A 25,579-nucleotide genomic window follows, 5' to 3' on the forward strand; every position below is an offset into this window, starting at 1 on the left:
TTGATCTTAATCGGTGTTGAACCAGCGCTCTTCGCGCGTAAACTTGATGTAGTAGTAGAGGCCAGCTAGCCCGCGCGCGACAAAGGCTAGCGTAAATGTTAGCCAGAGACCGGTATTCTCCAAGGGTTGAGTTATCCACCAGAGCGGTAGGAATACCAGCAGCACGGTAATCAACATGATCTGCTGCATCGCCCGTGTCTGGGTCGTACCAATTAACACCCCGTCCAATAGGTAGCTGCCTACAGCAATGATTGGCAGCACCCAAATCCAGGGTAGATAGTCGACTGCGATCGCCATCACCGTATCGATATCGGTCATCAGGCCCAATATCGGCTCGCCAAAAAGATAGAAGATCATGGTTAGTGCCAGCGCAAACACCAGCGACCAGATTGCAGCGCTAAAGACTGCCTCATAAAACCCCGGTTTGTCGTTGGCACCAGCATAGCGCCCACAGCCTGCCTCGCTGGCATGCGCAAAGCCATCAAGTGCATGCGAAATGAGCATCAAAAAATTAAGCAGCAGAGCGTTTGCCGAGAGCACTTCGGTACTGATTCGTGCACCTTGGGACGTAAAGAAGGCGAACATAAACAGCAGCAGTGCGGTACGGATAAAGAGATAGCGGTTCACCCGTATCAAGGCACGATAGGCCTCCAGCCGAGTCAGCAACTCCTGTTTGATCTGTCCATCCACCAGTTTAAGCTGGCGAGCGACAAAATAGAGGCCTGCAACCAGACCGGCGTATTCGGCGACAAGCGTGGCCGCGGCTACACCTTGAGCACCCCAACCAAAGCCCATTACAAACAGCAGGTCGAGCGCAAGGTTAACCAGATTTACCAGTGTCAGCAGGTAGAGCGGTACGCGTGTATTCTGATTGCCTACAAACCAGCCAATAATCACGTAGTTGATCAAGGCGGCGGGTGCACCGTAGATGCGGGTATAGGCGTAATCTGAGGCGCTATCGAGCACCTCAGCTTCCGCACCCATTAGCTGCAAGCCAATATTAAGTAGCGGCCACTGCAGCAGTACCATCGCCAGTGCCAGAACCAGCGCGAAGATGATCCCCTGAGCTAACAGTGTTCGATTACGATCGCCATCATTGCGGCCAACGGCCTGAGCCACGAGTCCCGTGGTGCCCATCCTCAAGAAGCCAAACGCCCAGTAGATGGTCGTAAATAGAGTGGCGCCTACAGCGACCGCCCCAAGGTGGCGCGGATCGTCCAGATGCCCGACTACAGCCGAGTCCACCAGCCCAACTAAAGGCACCGTGATATTAGAGAGCATCATCGGCCAGGCAAGCGCCCAGACGCGACTGTGCATCTCGCGACTAGGCCATTTGATAGCTTGGCCGCGGATCATGCGCGGGCTCGTGGTGCCAGAAATATCAGCATAAATAGAACCAGGGCGCTGACCACTACGGACGGCCCGGCGGGTGTGTCTATAAACCAAGAGAGGCTAATACCGCCCAAGACGGAGAGCGTGCCGAGTAGGCCGGCAAAGATCGCCATCTGCTCTGGCGTCTGCGACAGTCGCCGTGCAGCTGCGGCCGGAATTATCATTAAAGAGGTAATGAGCAGCACGCCTACAAGTTTCATAGCCCCGGCTATGACCATCGCTATTAGCAGCATGAGAATGAGACGGTAACGCGACACGTGAATCCCTTCGACCTGAGCCAGCTCCTCGTTGATAGTAATCGCCAGTAGAGGCTTCCATAGCCAGTACACGAGGCCTAGCACAATAACTGCGCCAATTAGGATCCAGCGCAGGTCCTCGGGTGTGATCGCGAGTAGGTCGCCAAACAGATAGGCCTGCAGATCAAGGCGCACATTATCGAGCAGCGATATGGTAACAAGCCCCAGCGATAGAGCACTGTGCGCCATAATACCAAGCAACGTATCGTTGGCGATCCAGTGCTGGCGCTGCATCGCCACAAGTGCCAGAGCCAATCCAACGCAGCAGAGCACGACGGCTAGACTCAGATTGATATCCATCAGCACACCCAGTGATATTCCCAGTAGTGCCGAGTGAGCCAGCGTGTCACCGAAATAAGCCATCCTTCGCCAGACGACGAAAGCGCCAAGGGGCCCGGATACCAGTGCCACAGCGATACCGGCGATAAGAGCGTATAACAGGAAATCAGCCATGGTGATGATCTCCGTCGCAGCGCTCGCCTTGAACCACGTCACCGTGAAGGTCATGGCTGTGATTGTGATGATGGTTGTAGAGCGCCAGAGTTGCAGCGTGTGACGCGCCGAATAGCTCGATATAGGCAGGGTCGGCACTGACTGCCTCAGGGTGGCCGGAACAGCAGACATGGGTGTTCAAGCAGATAACGTGATCAGTCGAGGCCATAACCAGATGCAGATCGTGCGATATCATCAGCACACTGCAGTGTCGCTTTTTACGAATACTGGTGATCAGGTTGTAGAGTTCGGTCTGGCCGTTGATATCGACTCCCTGTACGGGTTCATCGAGTACCAACAAATCTGGGTTGCGCAGCAGTGCACGGGCCAACAGCGTACGCTGCATCTCACCGCCCGAGAGGTCGTGAATCGAGTAGTCCAACAGATGTGGCGCGCCTACATCTGCGAGTACTGACTCAATCTCTAATTTTGAGTAGCTATAGGGAATCTGCAGGAAACGTTTCACCGTCAGCGGCAAGGTACGGTCTATCTGGATTTTTTGCGGCATGTAGCCGACCACAAGTCCTGGACGCTTCCACACCTTGCCACTGGTCGGCTTCACCAGTCCCAAAAGAATCTTCACCAGCGTCGATTTACCGGCTCCATTGGGCCCAATCAGTGTGGTGATGCAGTCATCATGCAGCGACAGATTGATATTACTGAGAATCTGCTTTTTACCCGCCTGTAGGGCGATACCCTCTAGACGAGCTAGGTCAGGGTGGGTCACTTAGCGCCCCCCTGGCAATGTTGGCACAGCCCTATGAGCTCGACACTCTCCTGCTCGACCTGAAACCCCAGGGTTCCGGCAGCAGCCGATAGCGCTGAGTTAAGCTCGGCGGTATCTAGCTCGGCCGCGCTCTTGCATTCGCGACAGATCATGAACGCGTTGGGGTGTGTTTCATCTGGATGGCTGCAACCAATAAAAGCGTTCATTGAGGCGATACGGTGTATCAGTCCAAGCTCTTGCAGAAAGTCGAGTGCACGATAAACGGTTGGAGGTGCTGAGTTGAATCCTGCTTCAGCGAGCTGCGGTAACAGCTCATAGGCCCCCAGAGGCTGATGACTCTGCCATACCAGACGCAATACAAGTTCGCGCACCGGTGTTAACCGCTGGCCACGATCACGACAAAGCGCTTTGGCACTTGTCAGTGCAGCGCTGACGCATTTTTGATGATTGTGGTTGCTGTTGAATGCATCGCTGTTGAATGCGTTGGCCTGTGTGTGCATAATGCGCCTCCCGAAGTGGCGTTATATTATAACAGTACACTTTTTATCGATAGGGTTTTGTCAGTTATGTTGTTTCAGCGTTCCTTTACTATCGTTGCGTCTGCGCTGTTCTCTGTCTCGGCTTCGGCCGCAACGGTGGTTGCCAGTATTAAACCGATCTCACTGATCGCCACTGAACTGCTTGACGGTGTAGCACAGGTTCATACGCTACTCCCCGAGGGTGCTTCACCGCACGACTACGCGCTTAAACCGTCTGACCGCCGCAAGATTGACGAAACCGAACTGATGATCTGGATTGGCCCCGATGTGGAGCCCTACCTGACGAAGATGATTGCCGCCTCGGGTGTTGCTGATATGCGCTGGCTGGAAACCGCAGAGGAGCATGCGCATGAAGAACACGAGCATGACGAGCACGAACACCAAGAATCACAGCACGATCATGATGCTGATCATTCCGACCATGCCCACCATGCCGACGAGCACGGCCATGACGAAAATGAAGTCCATGAGGGTCACGACCACGACAATCTTCACCCCTGGCTGAGCCCAGAATCGGCTGAGCATTTTGCTGAACGTTTGTCCGTGGAGTTGCAGCAGCGTTTTCCTGCTAGCGCTAAGCGTATCGCTGCCAATACCGATGCATTTCTCAGCCCCCTAGTTGCGTTCGACTCCCAAGCGGCAGTTCTGTTGGAACCTCACAAAGAGACGGGCTTTTTCGTGTTCCATGACGCCTACCAGGGCTTAGTGGAGCATTACGGTTTGAACCAAGTCGGTTTCTTTACGCTCGATCCATCGCGCAAGCCCGGCGCTAAGCATCTGGCGCAGCTGCGTCAGCAGCTGGAGCAGGCTCAAGTGAACTGTGTTTTTGTTGAGCCACAGTATTCGGCTGCTCTCATTGAGTCGGTCACCCGTGGTTTGAATGTTCGCCAGGGAGAGCTTGATCCTCTGGCTGGCGCAATTGAGCCAGCGGTGGGCAGTTACCAGCAGTTTATGTCGGGCTTAGTCCAACAGCTTCAGCGCTGCCTGGCACCTCTGTGATGGCCGTAAAGCGCGGTTTGGAGGCTGGTTAAAAAACTATCAGCGGGGCTTCACAAGGTAGTGGTGCATCTATATAATGCGCCGCACTTTCCGAGCAGATGTGGTGGAATTGGTAGACACGCTAGCTTCAGGTGCTAGTGCCTTCACGGGCGTGGGAGTTCGAGTCTCCCCATCTGCACCACTCTTTATCTACCTACAAAGAGTGGCTGCAGCGGTTTAACTGTCCAGGAAAGTAACAATTCGATTGGGTCGTCAGCCCTTCAAAAATGACAACACGCAGATGTGGTGGAATTGGTAGACACGCTAGCTTCAGGTGCTAGTGCCTTCACGGGCGTGGGAGTTCGAGTCTCCCCATCTGCACCACTCTCTATTCTTGTTAGATCACAGAAGCGCCCATAGAAAGCAGGGTTGCTGCCAGAACCAGCATCCAAGCTGGGATCTTGACCTTCTCGATCAGACCGTAAACAGCAACAACTCCGGTCGCCAAGTAGATCGACGTAATTGTTTCCAGTGAAATACCAATCAGCGCGGAAAGAAGCACGCCGACAACTGCAGCGTTTGCACCCGCGATCGCGACTCTGATGGTGTTGTGCGTCTTGATCTGCTCCCAAATCGGTAAAACGCCGAAGAGGAGTGCAACGGCGGGTAGAAAAATCGCGAGGGTTGCCAGCACGGCTGTGCTGACATCACCATTTAATGCGCCACCTAGAAAAGCCGCGAAAGTGAAGAGCGGGCCTGGAACTGCTTGAGCTGCGCCATATCCAGACATGAATATGTCTGAACTGATTAAATCTCTCGCGACGGTCGCATCCGCCAATAGCGGTAACACCACATGCCCGCCTCCAAAAACCAGAGCTCCTGCACGAAAGAAACCATCCAACAGCTGTATTAACTGACTACCGCTTGAGGCTAGAACTGGCAGAGTTAATAGGCCCCCAGTGAACACCGCTAACCACAAGATACTGGGTAGACTAAGTTGCACGCTTAGCTTTCGTATTGAGTGCCGCGCTGAGTCCAGTGTCACAGATATTGTGCCAGCTATCAGTATCAGTATCGGAGTTAGCCAGGGAGAGGCAGCCAGCGATAATATGATTGCACAGCCGATCATCAGTAAGAGATTAGTGGGTGTTTTGCAGAAGTTGCGAGCCATCCCAATCACGGCCTGCAATACCACTGCGATTGCGATCACCTTGAGAAGTAACAGTAAGAGCGGCGGCAGAGTGGTGGAGGGATTGGCTAGGCTCACCCCCAGATAGCCGAGTGCTGCGGCCGAAGGGAGTGTGAAGCCCAGCCAAGCTAACAGCGCACCTAAGTAGCCTGCGCGCTGATAACCTATAAGAAGCCCGACTTGGCTCGAGGCTGGGCCGGGAATGAGTTGGCAAAGTGCTACGTTGTCGGCGTACTGCTGCTCACTGAACCAGCCTCTGCGGGATACAAATTCATCGCGGAAATAGCCTAGGTGAGCGACGGGTCCACCAAAGGAGGTGAGGCCGAGTCGAAAGAAAATAAAGAAGAGAGATAGTTTTGAGTTCATGCGCTATTTATACCCTGCTAGTGCATGAAGTTTAATAGCGTTACCTAAGTCAGGCGACGCACCGATTGCTAGTGAACGTCAATAACGACTCGACGATTGCGTACCTCACTTACGTTATCTGCGGTGGGTACCAGCAGATCGGTTTCACCGCGACCCTCTGTGGTGATAATTGCTGGATCGATTCCGATTTCAATTAGGCTCTGGCGAATTAATTCGGCGCGGCGCTCGGATAGTGCAATATTGTATGCCGCAGAAGCTTGGGTATCGGTATGCCCTACAACCAGTATTTCGGCAGCGGGATATGTCAGGATATCGCTGTATATCGCGTCAATCTTGGCCTTTGATTCATCGGTTAGATCGGTGGTGTCATTGTTGAAGTAGACTGTGCGAATTATCGGCGCAGGGGGTTTCATTGGATCTGGTGCAGGACAGAACACAGGCGGCTCCTCTGACAACACATACTCACCAGCCGGCTCGCGTAGATCCGACACGGGATCTTCAGGCCCTAGTGAATTCACGGCAGTCGAATAGACTGAGCAGCCCCCGAGAAATAGACTGGTGGCCACTAGCGTGAGTGGAAGTTTGATCGCGCGCATTAGGTTCTCCTCTACTACAGATCGATCGGCCGATCTGTAGCGGCCTTGTTGGTCTGACTTCTTAAATATAGGCGAGATGTAGAGGTCCACAAGTACAGCTAGCGAGAACAACTAGGGCATGGCGAATTAAGGTGTATACTCATAGGGGTGGAAAGAGCCACAACGGCTCATTCAGTTGCAAAGAGCACACGAAAAATGCGGAACCCAAGAGTTACGCCGATGCGTCCGGACGATATCAAACTGAGCTTTGGTATTTTCATACTCTATCTGTGCTCATTTCTGATTCAGAACTACGTCATTTTCCCAATTGAGAGCCGATTATTCGAGCCCGCTGTGGTTCAAATTGCCAGTTTGATGTTTATCCCTCACGGTGTAAAAGTGATTGTGGCCACTCTTTATGGCCATCTTGCCGTCTTTCCTATTTTGGTGGGGCAGACGATCGGCATCTACATGTACACCTATGACTTTGAGTTCGCGTTCAGTTTTGGTGCCATCGCAGTCTTGGGTGTCTATATTCCCGTTTTTTTGATTAGTTACCTAGAGCGCGGCGGCTTTGAAGATGGCTCGGATGTGCTAGCTGGTAGGAATACGTTGCTATTAGGGCGTAAAGTGTTGGTAATTGCGTTGATCAGCTCATTATTGAACTCCTATTTCGCAAGCCTTCTGAATGGCGTCACACCTGAGTCTCAAATTTGGTTGCGTTTTCTGGCTGGCGATATGCTAGGCGCTGCTGCAGTGTTTATGGTGGTCTATCTGGTGCGCAGCAAGATACGGAGTTGGTTGTTTAATCGGGTCGGCGTTGAAACGACTAAGAAGATGTAGAGGAGCGCTACTAATGTCCACACTCAATGGTTCATGCCTCTGCGGTGCGGTTCAGTACCGCGTTAAAAACGAGTTCAAACGCTTCTTTATGTGCCATTGCACCCAGTGCCAGAAAGCCACAGGGTCCGCTCATGCATCCAACCTCTTTGCTGTGCCGAATAATTTAGAGTGGTTGACCGGCGAGAATCTTATCAAGCGATTCGATCTGCCCGGGCGCTCGCTGAGCAAAGCGTTTTGCAGCGAGTGTGGTTCAGGCGTTCCGTACACCTCACGCGCAAGTGGTATGTGGGTTGTACCGGCAGGTTCTTTGGACGGTCAGCCGTCAATGACACCGATGGCGAATATTTTTTGGCCTGAAAGGGGTAGCTGGTATGAGGCTGGGTTGGAAGCGCCGCGTTTTGAGAAATTTATGAAGTAGGTGCGTGCGTAGCAGGTGATTTTTGAAGCATCAGGGATTTCGAGCGGACAAAACGGCAGGACAGCCGTTTTGCCCTGACGCGCAGCGTCACCCGTAAGGGGCGAGCACAGGGATGTGCGAGCGGAATGCTCGGGCCATCCTGGCCCTCGGCCCGTTGGGCCCGCCCTTCGGGCGTCCAAAATTGCTCTTGGAAATTTTGTCGAACCACCGGGTCGTGCTTCTCATCCGGCCCCGAAAAACCATTAAAAAAGCCGCACTAAGTAGCGCGGCTTTTTTAATGGTGCCTCGAGGCGGAATGATCAAAATACCTTTTGGGTATTTTGACCCTTCGGGCTTCGCAAGCTTTGCTTGCTCGTCGCCAACTCCTCCTACTCGTCGGAGTTGGTCGAACCGATTGTGATTCTCATCCAACCGCAAGGAATCCAAACAAAAAAGCCGCACATAAACGCGCGGCTGTTTTGTTTGGTGCCTCGAGGCGGAATCGAACCACCGACACGAGGATTTTCAATCCTCTGCTCTACCAACTGAGCTATCGAGGCAACTCAGGAGGCGCGTATTAAACCGAGATTGGATTGGGCTGTCAACAGCTAAGAGGGGAATTCTCTTATTTGCTCGGTGGAACGTATCCTTCGGCCTGCGCGTACTCTTCGCCGGAAAGGAATTTCTGCATCTCTTCCTGCAGGAATTTACGGCTAGCCGGGTCCATTAGGCTTAGGTGTTTCTCGTTGATCAGCATGGTTTGGTGATCAGTCCACTCCTGCCACGCCTTCTTCGAAACGTTGTCGAAGATGTCCTGCCCGATTGGGCCGGGGTAGGGTGCGCGCTCGAGGCCTTCGAGTTCCTCTTTGAACTTCTTACAAAAAACGGTACGGCTCATCTTAGTCTCCAGTGTCGAGCTTATTCAGGTTGGCCAGCAACTTTTTTACCGGGGCTGCCAGGCCGATCTCTGTGGGTTGGTCGCTGTTATACCAAAGCGAAGCCCGCTCTTCCATTAACGCAGCAAAATCGAGATCGGATGCATCGACTAACATCGGTGTAATGTCGAGGTGGTAGTGCGAAAACGTGTGGCGTAAAGGGGCGAGCGGTTTCACCCGATCGATATTGAGCTGCCAGCCTTGGGGTAGGTCGCGCAGATCCGGTGTCTCCGGGAAGCTGTAGAGTCCGCCCCAGATTCCCGTGGGTGGCCTCTGCTGCAGCAGCACCTCAGAGCCACGGCGCACAATCAGCACTAAAGTCTGTTTCTCGGGCAGAACTTTCTTAGGGCGAGGGTGCGGCAGCTCGGTTACCCGATTTTGACTGAGTGCCTTGCAATGCTGTGCTAATGGACATCGATCGCACTCAGGTTTGCTGCGGGTACAGAGCGTTGCACCCAAGTCCATCATCGCCTGGGTATAGTCGCCAACCCTTTCGGTTGGTGTTAGCGCTTCGGCGAGCTTCCAAAGCTCCTTCTGCACACTAGTTGTACCGGCCCAGCCCTCAACACCTGCAAAGCGCGCTAGTACCCGTTTTACGTTGCCGTCCAGAATAGCGGCGCGGCGCCCACCAGCAATTGAGGCGATTGCACCGGCGGTGGAGCGACCGATGCCTGGAAGCGTCTCGAGCTGCTCGGGGTCGGTAGGAAATATCCCGCCAAAGTCCGTAGCCACGTATTGTGCTGCCTTGTGTAAATTGCGAGCGCGAGCATAGTAGCCAAGGCCAGTCCACAGATGCAGCACCTCATCAATCGGCGCTTGAGCTAGATCGGAAACCGTTGGGAAACGCTCCATAAAGCGCTGATAATAGGGAATGACGGTAGCCACCTGCGTCTGTTGCAGCATGATCTCCGAGATCCAGGTGTTATACGCACTCTTCTCCTGTTGCCAAGGGAGGTGCTTGCGGCCGTGCTGATCAAACCAGCTCAGCACGGCCGCGCTAAAATCAAATCCACTCATTCGGGGAGGCAGACTCCTAGTTTCCGAGCTCTTAGTTGCCGAACAGCCCCTTCAGCAGTGAACCCGCTTCACCTTTGAGTTTATCGCCAACGCTGTCCTGCAAGTTCTCTTGCAGTTTCTCTTTGGCTTGCTGTTCGAGCTCAGCTTTTTTCTTGTCGATCTCGGCCTGTGCTTTAGCGCCGAGCGCCTTCTTGATCACGTCGCCGACAAAGCTCGTGTCGAGGGCACAGAGTTTAACAGGGTCGGTATCAAAATTACCCTTGCAGTTCACAGGGATACGCACACCTTTCAGTGCTGGGTTGATACCACAACTCTGCTGAAACAGATCATCGGTAAGCGACAGTCCCAAGTTGTAGTCAAAAGCCTGCTGTGGCAGATCGATGGTACCTTTGGCATCCAACAGGGCTGCATCGAGGCCTGCTGTGGTGCTGGGGTTCGTGACTACGCCATTTTTGATGGTGTAGCCCGACTTCAGATCCGCTATTGGCGTAGTGCGATCAACCTGATCAGGATTGAAGCCTAGCGATGTGATGTTTTCGATCTTTTGACACAGCTCCTGCGCCATGTCGATGCCTTGGATGATCCCCTCATCGGCAGAGAGATTCAGATCGCCATTGAGACTATTGATGATTGAGTGCAGTGAATTACCCTGAGTGGTCAACGCCGCATTGAGATTGGCGTTAGCTTTTACTGGTGTCTCCTCCATCGCTAGCGCCATCAGTTGCTCTACTTTGATGCCGGTAAACTTGGGCTTGATCGCTATCTTAGCCGACGTGGCACGCGCATCTAGTGCACCACTGATATCGGCAGCACCACCAAAGGCCTCGGCCGTCAGTTGTTTCAGGCGAATATCGCCCGCTTTCGCACTCAAATCTAGATTGAGGTTATCGATGCTGTTGCCCTGATAGGTCGCTTTGCCGATGGCCAGTTTGAGGTCGGCATTGATGGCCTTGAGTGGTTCAGCATCAAACAGTGGCTCCTTCGACCAGCCCTTCTCTGCGGGCGTGGTCTCTCCAACGCCTGCAGCTTCAGTAGCTGGCGCCATGTAGGTATCCAAATTGATCTGATCAAGGTTAAGGTTTGCCGCTAACGCACCGCTCTCAAGGTTCATGGCCAGCAGGCCTGTAATCTGAGTCTTATCGACGGTCAGTGCTAAATCTTGTAACTGTACGTTGCTGGCACTACCGCCTAGTTTGAATTTGGCCGCTGCGCTACTCAGAGCGCCCTCTCCGAGGGCTGGCAGTTCAGCGCCAAAGCGCGCTGCCACAGCTCGAGGGTCGAACTGCGCGACATTAATATCGCCTTGTAATGCCTGTGTTGTGAAGTCTGTAAGTGCTAACTTCCCGCTGATATCTAGATCTGCCAAGCTGAGTTTCAGGTTATCTAGATTGATGCGCTGCTCCGTCTGATTCAGACGTAGATCCGAGCTCAGATCAACCACTAGGGGCTGCGCCAAACCTGCTTGTTCGAGCGAGAGCTTAGAGACCAGATTTCGAAGCTCGATGACTCCTTGCTGCACATTCAGACTCAGCTCAGTGCTCAGCTCCATACCCATCTGGGTGGTCAACTCACCGGCATCAGTCTGGGTTAGCGACCCGGTGAAATTGATTGGAAATGCTTGATCAAGAGAGACTGCATTGGCGCTCAGGTTGAGGTCTGCCAGTTCGATTTTACGTGCCCAAATTTGATCTTCGAAGCTCACTTTGGCGTTGCTCAGGCTAATGCTATTGATCGCCAGCCGCAGGTCACCGCCATGCTCACCCCGTCCACTATCTCCATCCTTGGACTCAATCTCAACGCCAGTTTGTGTAGTGGTAACCCAGTTCTCATTGCCCTTGGCATCACGCACCAGATTCAGCTCCAGGCCGTCCACCAGAATGCTATCGAGCTGGACCGCACCGCCGAGCAGCGCGGGAATATTTAACGCTGCTCCGGCACTCGCCAAGGTAGCCAACTGTGGTTGCCCCGGATAGTTAACGCTGAGCTGCTTCAACTCCAGCCCAAGCCAGGGGTAAAACGACCAACCAATATCCCCATTGATCTTCAACTCAACCCCGCCATCCAGCAGTGCCCGCTCCTCAATCTGAGCGCGGTAATCATTGGGGTTAAAGAAGAACATCAGATAGGCCGCCAGCGCCGCCGTCACACCGACGACAAGAAACACCAACCAGCCAATAAGCTTGAGCAAAATCCGCATAGCAGAGCATCCTTTCTTCATATTTGTAATCTCACCCCAGTGTAGACCACAGACAGCCGTTGGGCTCGTCGGCTTTCGGAAATTAGGTCGCGTCGTTCGCTTTGCTCACAACCCTCCTACATGGTGGGTTTTACACACCAAAGCCGCTATAATTGCGGCCTTCGCGCAACTTCTATGGAGCAGAGCATGGCTGAACGTGTAGCCAAGGTCTCTCGAGATACCCTCGAGACTCAGATTAGTGTCGAGATCAACCTCGACGGTACAGGTCAGTTTAACGCTGAAACTGGCGTCCCTTTCCTTGACCACATGATGGATCAGATCTCCCGTCACGGCCTGATCGATCTGAACGTCAACGCAAAGGGCGACCTGCACATCGATGATCACCACACTGTGGAAGATATCGGTATCACTCTGGGTATGGCGTTCAAACAGGCAGTGGGCGACAAGAAGGGAATTCGTCGTTACGGTCACGCTTATGTGCCTCTTGATGAAGCGCTGTCTCGTGTTGTTATCGACTTCTCTGGCCGTCCAGGCCTTGCCATGGATGTAGAGTTCGTGCGCGGTTCTGTGGGTGGTTTTGATGTGGATCTGTTCAGCGAGTTCTTCCACGGTTTTGTAAACCACGCCGGTGTGACGCTGCATATCGATAACCTCAAGGGCAAAAACACGCACCACCAGGCCGAAACCATCTTCAAAGCCTTTGGCCGTGCGCTGCGTATGGCGCTGGAGTTCGATCCACGTGCAGAGGGCATGATGCCTTCAACTAAGGGCTGCCTTTAAGCATGAATCGAATTGCTGTAATCGATTACGGTATGGGCAACCTGCACTCGGTTGCCAAAGCACTGGAGCTGGTCTCTGAAAACACCGAAGTGGTCCTCACCGCAGACCCGCAGGTAGTACGCGATGCAGATCGCGTGCTGCTACCGGGTGTCGGCGCGATTCGTGACTGTATCGCTGAGATGCGCCGTCTAGGTGTAGACGCAGAGGTCAAAGAGGCGATCCAATCAGGTAAACCATTTCTCGGTATCTGCGTGGGCTACCAGGCGTTAACCGACTTTTCGGAAGAGAACGGTGGCGTTGATTGCTTGGGCGAGTTCGGTGGTCGAGTAAACTTCTTCGGCAAGAGCCTCAAAGATGCTCAGGGCGAAAAGCTCAAAGTGCCGCACATGGGCTGGAACCAAGTTAAGCAGACGCTGGACCACCCACTCTGGCAGGGTATCGAGCAAGATACACGCTTCTACTTTGTCCACAGCTACCACGTACATCTTGCCGACAAGGCGTTGGTTGCGGGTACATGTGAGTACGGCGTGCCTTTCGATGTGGCGCTGGCCAAAGAGAACGTCTTTGCTGTGCAGTTCCACCCTGAAAAGAGCTCCAAAGCAGGCCTTAAACTGCTACAGAATTTTGTAAATTGGAACGGCCAGCAGTAAGCCCCGTTCAAGCGTTAGGAAGCTAGTTCAATGCTGATTATCCCCGCGATCGATCTAAAAGATGGCAAGTGTGTACGCCTACGTCAGGGCCGTATGGACGACTCAACCGTCTTCTCTGATAACCCTGTTGATATGGCGGCTAAATGGGTCGATGCGGGCTGTCGTCGTCTGCACCTCGTGGACCTCAATGGCGCCTTCGCCGGCAAGCCGGTCAATGGTGAGATCGTCCAAGAGATCGCTAAAGCCTACCCTGATCTGCCAATTCAGATCGGTGGCGGCATCCGCTCTTCCGAGATCATCGAAGCTTACCTCGCAGCGGGCGTAAGCCAAGTGATTATCGGTACTAAAGCGGTAAAAGAGCCTGAGTTTGTGACTGAGATGTGTAAAGCCTTCCCGGGCCACATTATCGTCGGTCTGGATGCGCAAGATGGTCGCGTCGCCATTGATGGTTGGGCTGAAGTGACCGACGTGATGGCTGTTGATCTGGCGAAGCGTTTCCGCGATGACGGTGTCTCATCAATCGTTTACACCGATATCGCCCGTGACGGCATGATGCAGGGTGTCAATGTTGAGGCGACCGTAGATCTGGCCCAGCAGGGTGGCATTCCAGTTATTGCGTCGGGCGGTGTGACTAATATCGATGATATCCGCGCACTGGCACAAGTGGCTGGCAAAGGTATCTTTGGCGCCATTACTGGCCGTGCGATCTATGAAGGCACCCTCGATGTTGCCGAAGCACAGGCGCTGAGCGATCAGCTGACTGGCAACTAAGCAGGACTCCAAAGATGGCACTGGCTAAGCGTATTATCCCCTGTCTGGATGTTGAAAATGGTCGCGTTGTGAAGGGCGTGAAGTTCCTTGACATCCGTGATGCTGGCGACCCGGTTGAGGTGGCCCGCCGTTACGATGAGCAGGGCGCCGATGAGATCACCTTCCTTGATATTACCGCTAGCCATGAAGGCCGCGACACCATGGTTCACACCGTTGAACGCATGGCTTCGCAGGTATTCATCCCTCTCACCGTCGGTGGTGGAGTGCGCACCTGTGATGATATTCGTACGCTTCTGAATGCTGGCGCTGATAAGGTCTCTATCAACACGGCGGCGGTATTTAACCCCGAGTTTGTGCAAGAGGCGGCCGAGCGCTTCGGTAGTCAGTGTATTGTCGTGGCGATCGATGCCAAGAAGGTATCTGCTCCTGATGAAGAGGGTCGCTGGGAGATCTTTACCCACGGTGGCCGCAAGCCGACCGGGCTCGACGCAATCGAGTGGGCGCAGAAGATGGAAGAGCTGGGCGCTGGTGAGATCCTGCTGACCTCAATGGACCAGGATGGCGTTAAAAACGGTTACGATCTGGGTCTAACGCGTGGCGTGTCAGAAGCGGTTAACATTCCAGTGATAGCCTCAGGTGGTGTCGGTAACCTAGACCACCTTGTGGATGGCTGTATAGAAGGTAAGGCGGACGCTGTTTTGGCCGCTAGTATCTTCCACTTTAACGAGTACAGTGTTCCAGAAGCCAAAGCTTACATGCGTGAGCGCGGCATTGAAGTTCGCCTGTGATAGGCTCAACTAAATAGGGAGTAGAACATGATCTCAGAAAACCGCTTTGAACAGCAGATACGCGCACTCGAACCTTGGCAGCAGATGCTCTTCGCGACCGCGCTATCTGAGCGCATGTTCCTTAACTTTGCACTCTTCTCCCGCCTGATGAACTTTGGCGATCTGGAGAAGATGCGTAATTTGCTCAGCTCCATCTGGGAAGAGCAGATGCAACGTGGCACCAAAGTGAACTACGAAGTGCAGCTCAACCATGTTGAGGATAATATCGTCGACCTCGATGAGTACGACATGTTCGGTGCTATCCCAGCTCGCGATGCCATGATGGCGCTCTTCTCCACGCTGATTTTGAAGCTAGAGCAGGAGAGTGATGAGGCAGTTGCGGTCTCTAACCTCTCGTACGACACCATCGGCGCCTATGTCGAGTTCGCTGAGGCCGATGATCAAATGTCTGATGAGGAGCTAGTGCGCCTGATCAATATGCACGATCTGATGCTAGACGAGGATGCCTTCCAAGAGGAACTTCTGGAACGTCTGTCGGGTACTAGCTTCAAACCCGCCGTGGTTGAGACTGTGCGTGAGCTTGCGCAGAACCAAGGTGTATCCAATATCGGAATTAGCGACGAGGATTGATGCTTAAGCTAGGTCTTGCACTGCTAATCTTGCCCGCTATCGCTCTGATGGCTGGTTACATGGTCGAACAGAATCAGGTCGAAGCCTGTATTCAAGGTGGCGGTGTTTGGCACTGGGCCGCTGAAATCTGTGAAGAGTCCGGCAAATACCCCTTCGTTTCGTTTATGCAGCGTAATCCCCTACTGGTTAATGGCGGCATGTTACTGGTCGTCGTTGGCCTGTTTATGACCTTGATTGGCCTCTACCGTCCTAAAGCTGCGGAGTCACGTTAAGTGAAGAAGGTGATACTGCTGGCGCTCGTGTTAGTCGGCGTTGCTGGTTACATCTGGGTTAAGTTCTACAGCGATGAGTGGCTGGCCGAATTCAATGATGAGCGCCAGAATGCAGCTGCTGAATTTAGACAGCAGGGGCAAGCTTTCGGTCAACAGTCTACTCAGCAGGGCTGTTTTGATCAGGCGCTCACAAGCGTTGAGGATTGCCGCTCACCGATCTGCATGGTCGACTCAGGTAACTTCCTTCGCGGCTGCTTTGAGACCAGTGCCGAAACTCCCAACTTCTGTGAGGGTGTACCCGCCTATCAAACCAAGATCACCGAGGATGAGAAGTCCTGGGCACGCTATGGTTGTTGGGATATCAATAACAAGAGCGATGGCTGTCGACTGCTAAAGCGCCAGCAGCAGGCGCTCTGTAGCAATATCGATACATCTATAGAAACTGAGGTTAACTGATGAATCAGATCTTATTCACCGTAGAGCCTTTTTTCTTTTGGGGTGGCCTGATCGTCTACATTGCATCCCTGTTTATCTACGGCAACCGCACTGGTGACTGGAACGCTATTCTGCGCTTCTGGCAGCCGATGATTCAGTTCAGCGCGCTGGAGTTTAAAGTGAACCGTGCCGGACTTGCGTTAATGATTCTTGCTGTTGTAATTCGTATCTACCTGAACTTCTTTGCATCATGAGTGGTAATAACCCTATAGCAGGATCGCTCTACCTGGTGCGTGGCCTTAGCTACCTACCCAAGCCCGGTATCCGTGCGTTTGTGCTGATTCCGTTGCTGATCAATCTGTTCCTTTTTGGCGGTGCGATCTATCTGCTGATGAGTAACTTCTCTGGTTGGGTGCAGTATCTGATCGACCTCTGGCTGCCTGATTGGGAGTGGCTGAGTTTCCTTGAGTACCTACTTTGGCCGCTACTAGCGGTGCTTGTCGTGATCGGGGTCTATTACGGCTTTTCGGTGGTCGCTAACTTTATCGCAGCGCCGTTTAACGGGATTCTGGCCGAAAAAGTGGAGCAGGATCTGCGCGGGCAGGTGAACTCCAATTTAGACAGCTGGCAATCCGTCGTAAAGATGATTCCTCAGGCTTTAGGCCGTGAGCTCTCTAAGCTCGCCTACTACCTGCCGCGCCTGCTGATGCTGTTCATTTTAAGTTTTATCCCGGTGCTGAACCTGGTGATGCCCTTTGTCTGGTTCGTCTTTGCGGCTTGGATGATGGCGATCCAGTACTGTGACTACCCGATGGATAACAACCGCGTAAGTTTCAAACAGATGAAGCAGCTGCTCGCCGAGCGACGCTGGTCTGCGTTGGGTTTTGGTTCGTTGGTGCAGTTGGGTATGCTGGTGCCGGGGCTTAATTTGATTTTAATGCCGACAGCGGTAATTGGTGCAACGATCTTCTGGGTAGAGCAGTACAAGCGCTAGTCGCGTGTAACTCGATGTGCAGGGAAGGTTATACTGAAGCGGCTGCCCTCGCCAAGCTTGCTGGATACGCCTAGTGTGGCATTGTGACGAACCAGTACATGCTTAACGATTGCTAAGCCCAGCCCGGTGCCACCGCTGTCACGAGAGCGCCCCTCATCAACGCGATAAAAACGCTCAGTTATGCGAGGAATATGCTCTGCAGCGATCCCTTCGCCGTTGTCTGTGACGCTGAACAGTGCTCCTCGCTCCATCGCTTCAAGCTTGATCGCTATTGTTCCCTGTGCCGGCGTATAGCGCACGGCATTGAAGACCAGGTTGGACAGTGCACTTCGAATCTCAGCTTCATTACCTAAGATATCCAAACCCTCCACCATCTCTAGGCTTATCGCGTGTTGCTGGTCACCAGAGACATCGCGTGCTTCGTTGGCAATATTGGTGAGCATGTCGCGAACTTGGATCGGCTGTCGGCTGCGGTTCTCTGCACTCGTCTCTAGGCGCGATAACGTCAAGAGATCAGCAATCAGTGCAACCATCCTATTGCTCTGTGACTGCATGGTGCCGATAGCCCGTGCGATTGGGGCCGGTAGCTCTTGCTCGCGCAGCGTCTCTAAGAAGCCGTGAATCACTGTAATTGGCGTTCGTAGCTCGTGGGAGGCGTTGGCTAAAAAGGTCTGGCGCATCTGCTCGAAGCGCTCGTTTTCAGTCACATCGCGAGCGATCAAAACACGTTCCCGATTTTTTTCGCCGAAGCGATGAATGCGGTACTCAAGCGTCCGTTGGCCATTGGGAGATTCCAGTTTCAGCGACCGTTCCGCCTTGGGGTTCTGATAGAACTCGACGAATTCGGGTTCATTAATCAGCTCTTCCGGGCTGAGCATGCGCGGATCGGGCTTGAGGCCAAAGATGGTTTGAGCAGAGGGATTCCACCATTCGATCCGGTTCTTGCGATCAATGATTATCACGGCATCACTCATGGCCTGCGTTGCCGCTTCGAACTGGTTCATATCCTCATGAACCTCATCATATTCGGCATCGGTTTGATCCCGGTACCTCACCAGGGTCTCTACCACTCGCTCCATCTCAAGTGGTAGTTTTGGCTTCGGCAGCGTCAGCTGGCTGGCGGTCCAGCGTTGAAGTTCTGCAATCCAGAAAACTGTCAGCAGCGCCCAAAGTATTAGGCCGATTAGCGCCCCGTAGATTGAATTGAGATCGATGCTGTAGGCGAGCAGTGCAGGCAGGCCAGTAAAAACCGCCAGAATCAGCAGTTGGCGCGCGATCGATCCTATCAATTGAGACTCCTAGAGTTTGGTGGAGAACCTATAACCGGTACCACGCACCGTTTGGATAAGGTTCTCAAGGTCTGTGCCCAATGCTTTTCTCAGTCGGCGAATGTGCACGTCGACTGTACGTTCTTCAACGTAGACATTACCACCCCAGACCATATCGAGTAACTGGCCGCGCGAGTATGCCCGATCTTGATGGGTCATAAAGAAGTGCAGAAGTTTGAATTCAGTGGGGCCTAGGTTAAGTGATTGTCCGGCAGCATCACTGACTCGGTGAGAAACTGGGTCTAAGATGATGCCACCAATAGAGATCGCGTCTTCATCAGCGTCCGGCAAGGCGCGGCGTAGCACGGCCTTGAGGCGAGCGATCAGCTCTTTGGGTGAGAAGGGCTTAGTGATGTAGTCGTCGATGCCTGCCTCTAAACCTTGCACTTTGTTATCCTCGTCCGCTTTGGCGGTAAGCATAATAATCGGCAGATCCTTGGTCGCTGGATCGCTGCGCAGACGTCGCGCTAACTCAATGCCACTAGTACCAGGCATCATCCAGTCCAACAGCATCATGTCAGGTTTCTCATCAATAATCATGGCGTGGGCGCTCTTTGCGTCGTTTGCTTCTAGCGTGTCGTAACCGGCTAGCTCTAGCGCCATAGCAATCATTTCGCGGATAGCGGCTTCATCATCAACGATTAAGATACGTCGTGCTCTGCTCATGCTCTTTCTCTGCTAATTTGTGATCGCTCCATTTAATGATGCTTTTGTTACAAACAGATGACAATTGAGCTTACCAGTAGGCGGCAATAATCCCCAGAAGCACGAGCAGTTCGGCGACGTGGTTGTTCAGGAAAGCTTTAAAGCAGCCTTCGCGCTGTCGATCGCGTATCAACCACTGCTGATAAGCGAATAGGGTGACTGCGCCTGCGAGCCCCAAATAAAATACGGTACCTAGCTGCTCGATGACTCCTACCCAGATCAAAATTGCGATGGAGAGGGCGTGCAGGGTTGCGATAGCAATCTTATCGTACTGACCAAAAAAGACCGCCGTCGACTTGATGCCGATCTTAAGATCATCGTCGCGATCGACCATTGCATACTGGGTGTCATAGGCGACTGTCCATAGAATCTTGGCAAGGTAAATCAGCCAACCCACCGAGGTTACTTCACCCAGAGTGGCGGTAAATGCCATCGGAATACCCCAGCCGAATGCCATACCCAGGACCACTTGCGGGAAGTGGGTGTAGCGCTTCATAAAGGGGTAGCTGAAAGCCAAGAGCAGTGCCACAGGCGAGAGAAGGATGGTCTCTTTATTGGTAAACAGTACTAGAACAAAGGCCAGCAGCATCAAACCGACAAAGAGTACTATTGCTTCTTTGCTACTTATTCGACCTGTGGGCAGGGGACGCGATGCGGTGCGTTTTACATGACCATCCACTTTACGGTCAGCAAAATCATTGATAACGCACCCGGCTGAGCGAGTAACCCATACCCCAGCGCTAAAGATGATGATTAACTGCCAGGCTGGCAACCCTCCTGCGGCGATCCAAAGTGCCCAGAGGGTTGGCCACAGAAGGAGATAGGTACCAATTGGCTTGTCCGCACGCATGAGTTGCCATGCGGCATGGATTTTATCTGCTGTTATCACGAAAGCGCTCTGAGGTTGGGCGTTTCGCTAAGTATGAAGTGGCAGCATACTTAAAACAACAGAGCCATTTTAGTCGCGTACGATCTCGCGAATCTCTTGGTTATCCATATGTCGCACATCGGTACCGCTAACTTGATAGATTAGCTGCTCTGCGAGATTGCAAGCGTGGTCGCCGATTCGCTCGAGCGAGCGCAGCACCCAGATTGCTTTAAGCACGTTAGTGATAGCGCGTGAGTCCTCCATCATAAAGGTGATTAGAGAGCGCATGGCTGACTGATACTCCTGATCGACATGCTGATCAAACTTAACCACCTTGTAGGCAAGCTCCGTATCGCCGTTGCTAAAGGCCTCTAGCGCAAGGTTCAGCATCTCAACAACGAGCTCACCGGTATGCCGAATCTCAGAAATCCCTTTAGTACCGCTATCAGCCGCAATCAAATCAATCGTCTGTTTTGCCACCCGCGAGGCTTCATCCCCAATTCGCTCGAGGTCGGAAACCGCTCGGCTGATTGAGATGATCAACCGTAGGTCAATTGCTGCAGGCTGGCGAAGTGCAATGATCTGTGTGCAGTCTTGATCAATGCGACGCTCGAATTCATTGGTTTGTCGATCGAGGTCGATCACTGCCTGCGCCAACTCTTGGTTTTGCTCACGCAGTGCTGTAACAGCGTCGCGTGTCTGGCTTGCGACCATCTCACCCATTTTGGAGAAGTCGTTACGTAACTGCTCCAACTCGTCGTTAAACTGTTTGGAGATATGTTGAGAGTAAATTCGGTTGTTGTCGCTCATTCTGGCCCTCGTCATTAGCTGGCAGAAACACTTTGACGCTATTGTTTCACTGAATTGTTAGAGTTTTATGACAATACAAATTCGATCTAGATCTATGGTCTGGTCAGAATCTGGGCCTGAAGGCTAGGCGTAAACCGGCACAACCCCTATGATTGGGGTATACGCAGTGGTTTCACCTAGGGAAGCTTTGATGCAATTAAGCGAGAAAGAGTTAAGTTGGCTCTCATTTAATGAACGCGTCTTGCAAGAGGCGGCGGACGAGCATGTGCCGATCATCGAACGGGTGCGGTTTCTTGGTATCTATTCTAGTAATTTAGATGAATTCTTCCGTGTCCGTGTCGCCGATCTTCATCGAAAGCTTAGGCTAGAGCGTGCAGGTGCTCTGGTGCCGAGTGGAATGTCGGCCGAGGAGCTAGTCCACCGAGTTAATGAGAAGGTGCAGGAGCAAGCTGACCGATTCAACGATATTCACATTGATGTTATCAAGGGCTTGGCACGACGTAAGATCTTTCTCGTTAACAATGACCAGCTTAACGAGAAAGAGGGCGCTTGGTTGCGCAAATATTTCCGTGATGAGGTGCTGCACCATATCACGCCTCTTATCTTGACTGAGACCACAAAGCTCGCTGCGGTAATGAACGATGAGGACGCCTACCTCATGTGTGCACTGCGTCAGGGTAGTAAAACTCAGTACGCACTTGTGCCAATACCCTCAGAACAGACAAATCGTTTTGTGGAGCTACCCCGGATCAAGGGTCAGCGCCGTAAATCCATCATCGTGCTAGATAACGCCATTCGCTACTGCATCGAAGATATTTTTGACGGGTTTTTGGAGTTCGACTCGGCCGAGATGTACTCGGTTAAAGTGACTCGTGACGCCGATTACGACCTCGAGCGTGACGTCGAACTATCGCTGCTCGAGAAGATGTCTCAGGGTATCAAACAACGCGACACTAACCGTCCCGTGCGCCTCGTTTACGATGAGATGATGCCGAATTATATGTTTGACTATATGTGCGAGAATTTGGGACTTGAAGCCGATTCAGAGACCACTGCCAGTGGTCGCTACCGCAACTTTAGGGACTTTATCGGTTTCCCAAATGTTGGTCCTCGTTATCTAGAGAATGAAAAGCTACCGGCGCTCAACAGTAAACAGTTTGATAGCGCCACCAACGTGTTTGAAGCGATATCTAAAGGCGATATCTTGCTGCATTACCCCTATTACAAATTCCGCTATCTGACCGACTTTGTGCGCGCCGCCTCTTTTGATCCGGCGGTGCAGCAGATACAGGTCACAGTCTATCGCGTTGCGCACAACAGTCAGATTCTTAAATCTCTGATTGAAGCCGTGAAGAACGGTAAGAAGGTTATTGTCGTCGTCGAGCTTAGCGCTCGGTTCGATGAAGAGGCTAATATTGAGTGGGCGCGCGAACTGACCGAGGCCGGTGTTGTTGTGGAGTTTGGCGTGGCATCGCTCAAGTGCCATGCAAAGATCATCCACGTGCTGCGTCAGGAAGGTGAGGAGCAGGTCGCTTACGGTTACATCAGCACCGGTAACTTAAACGAGAAGACCGCGCGCACTTATACCGATTTTGGCCTCTTTACCAAGCACCCGGAGATCACTGCCGAGTTGGGACAGGTCTTCGATTTCATTATCAATCCGTATAAAAAGTTCAAGTTCAACCATCTGTTAGTGAGCCCAAACTTTAGCCGTGAACCGATCTATGAACTGATTGATGAGGAGATAGCCGCAGCGCGTGAAGGCAATCGTGCGGAGATCTTCTTGAAGGTTAATAACCTCGTGGATGATGGTCTTGCTGGTAAGCTTTACGAGGCTAGCCAGGCCGGGGTGAAAATTCGCCTAATTGTACGTGGTATGTGTAGCTTACAGCCCGGAGTAAAGGGTTTGAGTGAGAATATCACTATCACCAGTATTGTGGATCGATATCTTGAGCACTCGCGGGTGGCACTCTTTTATGCCAACGGTAAACGTAAGATGTACATTACCTCTGCTGATTGGATGACCCGCAATATTGATCATCGGATTGAGGTGGGGTGCCCTATTCTAGACCGCAATATTCGCAAGGTGATCAAAGATCAGATGGACCTGCATGTCCGCGACACCAGCAAGGCGCGCATCCTTGATCCGGAGCAGCGCAACGAGTACGTGACGCGTGGCAATCGCAAGAAGATCCGTTCGCAGATCGCGATCTATGAGTACTTGAAGCAGTTGGAGAAGTCGCGTGACTGAGAATCAGAACGTCGAGTCAGAAACGCAACACTTTGCGGCAATTGACCTAGGCTCCAACTCCTTTCATATGCTGGTGGTGCGCAAGCTCCATGATGATGTGCAGATACTGTTTAAGCACAAAGAACGGGTGCGCTTAGCCGAGGCTCTAGATGCGAAGAATAATCTTTCGAAAGAGGGTATCAAACGCGGTGTCGAGGTGCTGCAAACCTTTGCTGAACGGCTAAAGCCCATAGAGAACTGTGGTGTGCGTGTTGTCGGTACCCACACGCTACGTATTGCTAAGAACCGCTTCGAGTTTCTCTCTGAGGCGCGCAACGTCTTCCCCTATGATATTGAGATCGTTAGTGGTCAGGAGGAGGCGCGCCTGGTGCATCTGGGTGCTTCAAGCAGCGAGCACCTGGCCGGAAATACTCTTGTCGTCGATATAGGCGGTGGCTCTACCGAGGTTGCGCTGGGGACTGAGCGCAATATGGAGTTGGGCCGCTCTCACACCATGGGGTCCGTAAGCTTCACCCAAGCCTTTTTTCGCGATGGCGTTGATAAGAGCCGCTACAAACGGGCGAAGCTCTACGCCCAACAGCACCTCGAGCGCTTCTCTGCGCACTTTGTTGCTCTGGGTTGGAAGCAGGTCAGATGTACTTCAGGCACCGCTCAGGCCATTGCTGCAGCGAGTGAAAATTTGGGTCTGGAGCCCGGTGAGATAACCGCTGATAGTATTAAAAGCCTGCGCAAGTTAACCATTAAAAATGAGCTCTCCACCAAGGTGATGAAGGGTATCAGTCCAGAACGCGCTACGCTTTTTGCGGGTGGTTTAGCGATATTAGATGCGGTTTTCTCGAGTCTTCAGATCGAGCAGGCGAAGTTTTCATCGGGTGCACTGCGGGAGGGGCTGATAAGCGAATTTCTCTCCTCAGGTGATCAGCTTGATACTCGTACACGAGCAATTCGCTCTTTGATGGCGCGCTATCATGTGGATGTTGCTCACGCCGAGCGTGTGGCCGATACGGCACTTAAACTTTGGCGTCAGGTAGCGCCTGATCTCAGACTGCCGCTGTTCACCAAGCGCTACCTGCAGTATGCCGCGCTGACACATGAGATCGGTCTAAACATTAACTCCAGTGGGTTACAGAAGCACTCGGCCTATATCCTTGAACACTCCAACTTACCGGGCTTCAGCTTCGATCAACAGCGTCTGGTGGCATTGATGGTGCGTATGCACCGCAAGAAGCTGAAGCGTTCCCTGGTCACCAATCTAGGCATGATCTCCAAGCGTCATGCAGTTACGTTAATACTGCTACTTCGCATGGCGGTACTATGGCACCTGACGCGTAATCCTGAGACGCCTGAGGTGCCGCAGATGGAGTTCGATGGTGAGAACCTGACCCTCAGGCTCGACGCCAGCATCGCGGAGGAGAATCCACTCCTTGTTGCTGACCTCGAGCGTGAAGAGGCTTATTGCGAACAGTTTGGCCTCACTACTCGGCTTGAGTTTCGACTTTAGCTTTCAACCAAAGCGACCCGTAATGTAGTCCTGCGTGAGTTTATGCGATGGGTTAGTGAAGATCTGTTCGGTACGCCCCACTTCTACCAGGTCACCGAGGTGGAAGTAGGCCGTACGATCTGAAACACGTGCAGCCTGCTGCATAGAGTGGGTGACGATAACAATCGTGTACTGCTGTTTCAGCTCTTCAATCAGCTCTTCTACCCGCGCTGTAGCGATAGGGTCCAGAGCCGAACAGGGCTCGTCCATCAGAATGACCTCTGGACTCACAGCAATCGCGCGCGCGATACAAAGGCGTTGCTGTTGGCCGCCAGATAGGCCAGTCCCGGGTTGATCTAATCTATCCTTCACCTCACTCCATAGCCCGGCGCGTTGCAGTGCAGATTCAACTACGTCATCTAGCTCGGCTTTGTTGCGCGTCAGCCCATGAATGCGCGGGCCGTAGGCGATATTGTCGTAGATGGACTTAGGGAAGGGGTTGGGCTTCTGAAATACCATACCGACCCGAGCCCGCAGGGGTACAACATCGACGGAGGGTGCGTAGATATCTTCGCCGTCCAGAGTGATTTCACCGCTGACTCGACAGATATCTATGGTGTCGTTCATACGATTTAGCGTGCGAAGAAAGGTCGATTTGCCGCAGCCCGATGGCCCGATAAAGGCGATGACCTCTTGCTCAGCGATGTCTATGGTTACGTCTCTGATCGCGTGTTTATCGCCGTAGTGCACATTCACGTTGCGAGCAGTCATGCGAGGGTTGTCTACATACACATTGCCTGTCGTTGTTGTTGCGATCGTTTCCATGGTTGTACCTGTCGAGCTATTAATCTGTTTTAAACTTGTCATCGTCTCG

The 25,579-nt window shown here is 52.7% G+C and carries 28 protein-coding genes and 3 tRNA genes; 16 read left to right on the forward strand and 15 right to left on the reverse strand.

The window, feature by feature from the left end:
• Window positions 1-6 precede the first annotated feature (6 nt).
• From AC1WNR_RS00115 to AC1WNR_RS00130, 4 genes are read right to left on the reverse strand one after another with little or no spacing between them, the layout of a single operon-like run.
• Window positions 7-1,356, reverse strand: a complete 1,350-nt coding sequence (locus AC1WNR_RS00115; protein ID WP_481642533.1) for an MATE family efflux transporter — start codon at window positions 1,354-1,356, stop codon at window positions 7-9.
• Window positions 1,353-2,141: a zinc ABC transporter permease subunit ZnuB gene (gene znuB, locus AC1WNR_RS00120; protein ID WP_481642534.1), complete on the reverse strand. Its 789-nt coding sequence runs from the start codon at window positions 2,139-2,141 to the stop codon at window positions 1,353-1,355. The genes AC1WNR_RS00115 and znuB overlap by 4 nt, the downstream gene beginning before the upstream one ends.
• On the reverse strand, window positions 2,134-2,907 hold the full coding sequence (gene znuC, locus AC1WNR_RS00125) for a zinc ABC transporter ATP-binding protein ZnuC (protein WP_481642535.1): 774 nt from the start codon (window positions 2,905-2,907) through the stop codon (window positions 2,134-2,136). Before znuC ends, znuB begins: the two co-directional genes overlap by 8 nt.
• A complete protein-coding gene (locus AC1WNR_RS00130) occupies window positions 2,904-3,407 on the reverse strand; it encodes a Fur family transcriptional regulator (protein ID WP_481642536.1) in 504 nt (167 codons plus the stop codon). The genes znuC and AC1WNR_RS00130 overlap by 4 nt, the downstream gene beginning before the upstream one ends.
• Before the next feature lie 66 nt (window positions 3,408-3,473).
• Between AC1WNR_RS00130 and znuA the strand changes: the two genes are divergently transcribed.
• The 3 genes from znuA (at window position 3,474) to AC1WNR_RS00145 (ending at window position 4,808) form a co-directional block, all read left to right on the forward strand.
• The gene (gene znuA, locus AC1WNR_RS00135; RefSeq protein WP_481642537.1) at window positions 3,474-4,445 is read left to right on the forward strand and encodes a zinc ABC transporter substrate-binding protein ZnuA; all 972 of its coding nucleotides are present in this window, start codon (window positions 3,474-3,476) and stop codon (window positions 4,443-4,445) included.
• A 94-nt stretch (window positions 4,446-4,539) separates the two neighbouring features.
• A tRNA-Leu gene (locus AC1WNR_RS00140) sits at window positions 4,540-4,626 on the forward strand.
• 95 nt (window positions 4,627-4,721) lie between these two features.
• Window positions 4,722-4,808, forward strand: a tRNA-Leu gene (locus tag AC1WNR_RS00145).
• A gap of 13 nt (window positions 4,809-4,821) precedes the next feature.
• On the opposite strand, the gene chrA is transcribed toward AC1WNR_RS00145, so the two are convergent.
• A complete protein-coding gene (chrA, locus tag AC1WNR_RS00150) occupies window positions 4,822-5,979 on the reverse strand; it encodes a chromate efflux transporter (RefSeq protein WP_481642538.1) in 1,158 nt (385 codons plus the stop codon).
• 68 nt (window positions 5,980-6,047) lie between these two features.
• Window positions 6,048-6,575: an OmpA family protein gene (locus tag AC1WNR_RS00155; RefSeq protein ID WP_481642539.1), complete on the reverse strand. Its 528-nt coding sequence runs from the start codon at window positions 6,573-6,575 to the stop codon at window positions 6,048-6,050.
• Between the two features lie 195 nt (window positions 6,576-6,770).
• Between AC1WNR_RS00155 and AC1WNR_RS00160 the strand changes: the two genes are divergently transcribed.
• Together AC1WNR_RS00160 and AC1WNR_RS00165 are read left to right on the forward strand one after the other, a co-directional pair.
• Window positions 6,771-7,397: a hypothetical protein gene (locus AC1WNR_RS00160; RefSeq protein ID WP_481642540.1), complete on the forward strand. Its 627-nt coding sequence runs from the start codon at window positions 6,771-6,773 to the stop codon at window positions 7,395-7,397.
• A 13-nt stretch (window positions 7,398-7,410) separates the two neighbouring features.
• On the forward strand, window positions 7,411-7,815 hold the full coding sequence (locus tag AC1WNR_RS00165; protein ID WP_481642541.1) for a GFA family protein: 405 nt from the start codon (window positions 7,411-7,413) through the stop codon (window positions 7,813-7,815).
• 463 nt (window positions 7,816-8,278) lie between these two features.
• Here AC1WNR_RS00165 and AC1WNR_RS00170 read toward each other — a convergent pair.
• From AC1WNR_RS00170 to AC1WNR_RS00185, 4 genes are all read right to left on the reverse strand, one after another.
• Window positions 8,279-8,354, reverse strand: a tRNA-Phe gene (locus tag AC1WNR_RS00170).
• 65 nt (window positions 8,355-8,419) lie between these two features.
• Window positions 8,420-8,692 (reverse strand): oxidative damage protection protein, encoded by a 273-nt coding sequence (locus AC1WNR_RS00175; RefSeq protein WP_481642542.1) that lies wholly within the window; start codon window positions 8,690-8,692, stop codon window positions 8,420-8,422.
• Between the two features lies 1 nt (window position 8,693).
• The gene (mutY, locus tag AC1WNR_RS00180) at window positions 8,694-9,746 is read right to left on the reverse strand and encodes an A/G-specific adenine glycosylase (RefSeq protein WP_481642543.1); all 1,053 of its coding nucleotides are present in this window, start codon (window positions 9,744-9,746) and stop codon (window positions 8,694-8,696) included.
• Window positions 9,747-9,777: 31 nt separating this feature from the next.
• The gene (locus tag AC1WNR_RS00185) at window positions 9,778-11,943 is read right to left on the reverse strand and encodes an AsmA family protein (RefSeq protein WP_481642544.1); all 2,166 of its coding nucleotides are present in this window, start codon (window positions 11,941-11,943) and stop codon (window positions 9,778-9,780) included.
• Window positions 11,944-12,129: 186 nt separating this feature from the next.
• Between AC1WNR_RS00185 and hisB the strand changes: the two genes are divergently transcribed.
• From hisB to cysZ, 9 genes are read left to right on the forward strand one after another with little or no spacing between them, the layout of a single operon-like run.
• Window positions 12,130-12,723 carry an imidazoleglycerol-phosphate dehydratase HisB gene (hisB, locus tag AC1WNR_RS00190; RefSeq protein ID WP_481642545.1) on the forward strand — a complete coding sequence of 198 codons (594 nt, stop codon included), beginning with the start codon at window positions 12,130-12,132 and terminating at the stop codon, window positions 12,721-12,723.
• A 2-nt stretch (window positions 12,724-12,725) separates the two neighbouring features.
• Window positions 12,726-13,373 carry an imidazole glycerol phosphate synthase subunit HisH gene (gene hisH, locus AC1WNR_RS00195; RefSeq protein WP_481642546.1) on the forward strand — a complete coding sequence of 216 codons (648 nt, stop codon included), beginning with the start codon at window positions 12,726-12,728 and terminating at the stop codon, window positions 13,371-13,373.
• Window positions 13,374-13,403: 30 nt separating this feature from the next.
• Window positions 13,404-14,144, forward strand: a complete 741-nt coding sequence (hisA, locus tag AC1WNR_RS00200; RefSeq protein ID WP_481642547.1) for a 1-(5-phosphoribosyl)-5-[(5-phosphoribosylamino)methylideneamino]imidazole-4-carboxamide isomerase — start codon at window positions 13,404-13,406, stop codon at window positions 14,142-14,144.
• A gap of 14 nt (window positions 14,145-14,158) precedes the next feature.
• Window positions 14,159-14,932 carry an imidazole glycerol phosphate synthase subunit HisF gene (gene hisF, locus AC1WNR_RS00205; protein ID WP_481642548.1) on the forward strand — a complete coding sequence of 258 codons (774 nt, stop codon included), beginning with the start codon at window positions 14,159-14,161 and terminating at the stop codon, window positions 14,930-14,932.
• Between the two features lie 27 nt (window positions 14,933-14,959).
• Window positions 14,960-15,562 carry a DUF416 family protein gene (locus AC1WNR_RS00210; protein WP_481642549.1) on the forward strand — a complete coding sequence of 201 codons (603 nt, stop codon included), beginning with the start codon at window positions 14,960-14,962 and terminating at the stop codon, window positions 15,560-15,562.
• Window positions 15,562-15,834, forward strand: coding sequence for a hypothetical protein (locus AC1WNR_RS00215; RefSeq protein WP_481642550.1), 273 nt, complete (start codon window positions 15,562-15,564; stop codon window positions 15,832-15,834). Before AC1WNR_RS00210 ends, AC1WNR_RS00215 begins: the two co-directional genes overlap by 1 nt.
• The gene (locus AC1WNR_RS00220) at window positions 15,835-16,290 is read left to right on the forward strand and encodes a hypothetical protein (RefSeq protein ID WP_481642551.1); all 456 of its coding nucleotides are present in this window, start codon (window positions 15,835-15,837) and stop codon (window positions 16,288-16,290) included.
• Window positions 16,290-16,523, forward strand: coding sequence for a hypothetical protein (locus AC1WNR_RS00225; RefSeq protein WP_481642552.1), 234 nt, complete (start codon window positions 16,290-16,292; stop codon window positions 16,521-16,523). Before AC1WNR_RS00220 ends, AC1WNR_RS00225 begins: the two co-directional genes overlap by 1 nt.
• Window positions 16,520-17,263, forward strand: coding sequence for a sulfate transporter CysZ (gene cysZ, locus AC1WNR_RS00230; protein WP_481642553.1), 744 nt, complete (start codon window positions 16,520-16,522; stop codon window positions 17,261-17,263). Before AC1WNR_RS00225 ends, cysZ begins: the two co-directional genes overlap by 4 nt.
• On the opposite strand, the gene phoR is transcribed toward cysZ, so the two are convergent.
• From phoR to phoU, 4 genes are all read right to left on the reverse strand, one after another.
• Window positions 17,260-18,552 carry a phosphate regulon sensor histidine kinase PhoR gene (gene phoR / locus AC1WNR_RS00235; protein WP_481642554.1) on the reverse strand — a complete coding sequence of 431 codons (1,293 nt, stop codon included), beginning with the start codon at window positions 18,550-18,552 and terminating at the stop codon, window positions 17,260-17,262. The two genes, cysZ and phoR, sit on opposite strands and share 4 nt — an antisense overlap.
• A 9-nt stretch (window positions 18,553-18,561) precedes the next feature.
• Window positions 18,562-19,257: a phosphate regulon transcriptional regulator PhoB gene (phoB, locus tag AC1WNR_RS00240; RefSeq protein WP_481642555.1), complete on the reverse strand. Its 696-nt coding sequence runs from the start codon at window positions 19,255-19,257 to the stop codon at window positions 18,562-18,564.
• Between the two features lie 70 nt (window positions 19,258-19,327).
• On the reverse strand, window positions 19,328-20,185 hold the full coding sequence (gene ubiA, locus AC1WNR_RS00245) for a 4-hydroxybenzoate octaprenyltransferase (RefSeq protein ID WP_481642556.1): 858 nt from the start codon (window positions 20,183-20,185) through the stop codon (window positions 19,328-19,330).
• 69 nt (window positions 20,186-20,254) lie between these two features.
• Window positions 20,255-20,974 (reverse strand): phosphate signaling complex protein PhoU, encoded by a 720-nt coding sequence (gene phoU / locus AC1WNR_RS00250; RefSeq protein WP_481642557.1) that lies wholly within the window; start codon window positions 20,972-20,974, stop codon window positions 20,255-20,257.
• 190 nt (window positions 20,975-21,164) lie between these two features.
• Between phoU and ppk1 the strand changes: the two genes are divergently transcribed.
• Both ppk1 and AC1WNR_RS00260 read left to right on the forward strand, forming a co-directional pair.
• A complete protein-coding gene (ppk1, locus tag AC1WNR_RS00255) occupies window positions 21,165-23,225 on the forward strand; it encodes a polyphosphate kinase 1 (RefSeq protein WP_481642558.1) in 2,061 nt (686 codons plus the stop codon).
• Window positions 23,218-24,726: a Ppx/GppA phosphatase family protein gene (locus AC1WNR_RS00260; RefSeq protein WP_481642559.1), complete on the forward strand. Its 1,509-nt coding sequence runs from the start codon at window positions 23,218-23,220 to the stop codon at window positions 24,724-24,726. Before ppk1 ends, AC1WNR_RS00260 begins: the two co-directional genes overlap by 8 nt.
• Before the next feature lie 3 nt (window positions 24,727-24,729).
• Here the strand turns inward: AC1WNR_RS00260 and pstB are convergent, their stop codons facing one another.
• On the reverse strand, window positions 24,730-25,572 hold the full coding sequence (gene pstB / locus AC1WNR_RS00265) for a phosphate ABC transporter ATP-binding protein PstB (protein WP_481642560.1): 843 nt from the start codon (window positions 25,570-25,572) through the stop codon (window positions 24,730-24,732).
• Between the last annotated feature and the right edge of the window lie 7 nt (window positions 25,573-25,579).

This window comes from Marinobacterium marisflavi (genome assembly GCF_982447095.1).

Bases quoted from the DNA above. Each gene is read 5' to 3' on its own strand.
- phoB (WP_481642555.1), bottom strand. From the start codon at position 19,257: ATGAGCAGAGCACGACGTATCTTAATCGTTGATGATGAAGCCGCTATC.
- AC1WNR_RS00165 (WP_481642541.1), top strand. From the start codon at position 7,411: ATGTCCACACTCAATGGTTCATGCCTCTGCGGTGCGGTTCAGTACCGC.
- znuA (WP_481642537.1), top strand. From the start codon at position 3,474: ATGTTGTTTCAGCGTTCCTTTACTATCGTTGCGTCTGCGCTGTTCTCT.
- chrA (WP_481642538.1), bottom strand. From the start codon at position 5,979: ATGAACTCAAAACTATCTCTCTTCTTTATTTTCTTTCGACTCGGCCTC.
- hisB (WP_481642545.1), top strand. From the start codon at position 12,130: ATGGCTGAACGTGTAGCCAAGGTCTCTCGAGATACCCTCGAGACTCAG.
- pstB (WP_481642560.1), bottom strand. From the start codon at position 25,572: ATGACAAGTTTAAAACAGATTAATAGCTCGACAGGTACAACCATGGAA.
- AC1WNR_RS00115 (WP_481642533.1), bottom strand. From the start codon at position 1,356: ATGATCCGCGGCCAAGCTATCAAATGGCCTAGTCGCGAGATGCACAGT.
- cysZ (WP_481642553.1), top strand. From the start codon at position 16,520: ATGAGTGGTAATAACCCTATAGCAGGATCGCTCTACCTGGTGCGTGGC.
- znuB (WP_481642534.1), bottom strand. From the start codon at position 2,141: ATGGCTGATTTCCTGTTATACGCTCTTATCGCCGGTATCGCTGTGGCA.
- hisF (WP_481642548.1), top strand. From the start codon at position 14,159: ATGGCACTGGCTAAGCGTATTATCCCCTGTCTGGATGTTGAAAATGGT.
- AC1WNR_RS00175 (WP_481642542.1), bottom strand. From the start codon at position 8,692: ATGAGCCGTACCGTTTTTTGTAAGAAGTTCAAAGAGGAACTCGAAGGC.
- AC1WNR_RS00155 (WP_481642539.1), bottom strand. From the start codon at position 6,575: ATGCGCGCGATCAAACTTCCACTCACGCTAGTGGCCACCAGTCTATTT.
- hisA (WP_481642547.1), top strand. From the start codon at position 13,404: ATGCTGATTATCCCCGCGATCGATCTAAAAGATGGCAAGTGTGTACGC.
- hisH (WP_481642546.1), top strand. From the start codon at position 12,726: ATGAATCGAATTGCTGTAATCGATTACGGTATGGGCAACCTGCACTCG.
- phoU (WP_481642557.1), bottom strand. From the start codon at position 20,974: ATGAGCGACAACAACCGAATTTACTCTCAACATATCTCCAAACAGTTT.
- AC1WNR_RS00160 (WP_481642540.1), top strand. From the start codon at position 6,771: ATGCGGAACCCAAGAGTTACGCCGATGCGTCCGGACGATATCAAACTG.
- AC1WNR_RS00130 (WP_481642536.1), bottom strand. From the start codon at position 3,407: ATGCACACACAGGCCAACGCATTCAACAGCGATGCATTCAACAGCAAC.
- AC1WNR_RS00210 (WP_481642549.1), top strand. From the start codon at position 14,960: ATGATCTCAGAAAACCGCTTTGAACAGCAGATACGCGCACTCGAACCT.
- mutY (WP_481642543.1), bottom strand. From the start codon at position 9,746: ATGAGTGGATTTGATTTTAGCGCGGCCGTGCTGAGCTGGTTTGATCAG.
- AC1WNR_RS00185 (WP_481642544.1), bottom strand. From the start codon at position 11,943: ATGCGGATTTTGCTCAAGCTTATTGGCTGGTTGGTGTTTCTTGTCGTC.
- ppk1 (WP_481642558.1), top strand. From the start codon at position 21,165: ATGCAATTAAGCGAGAAAGAGTTAAGTTGGCTCTCATTTAATGAACGC.
- AC1WNR_RS00225 (WP_481642552.1), top strand. From the start codon at position 16,290: ATGAATCAGATCTTATTCACCGTAGAGCCTTTTTTCTTTTGGGGTGGC.
- AC1WNR_RS00215 (WP_481642550.1), top strand. From the start codon at position 15,562: ATGCTTAAGCTAGGTCTTGCACTGCTAATCTTGCCCGCTATCGCTCTG.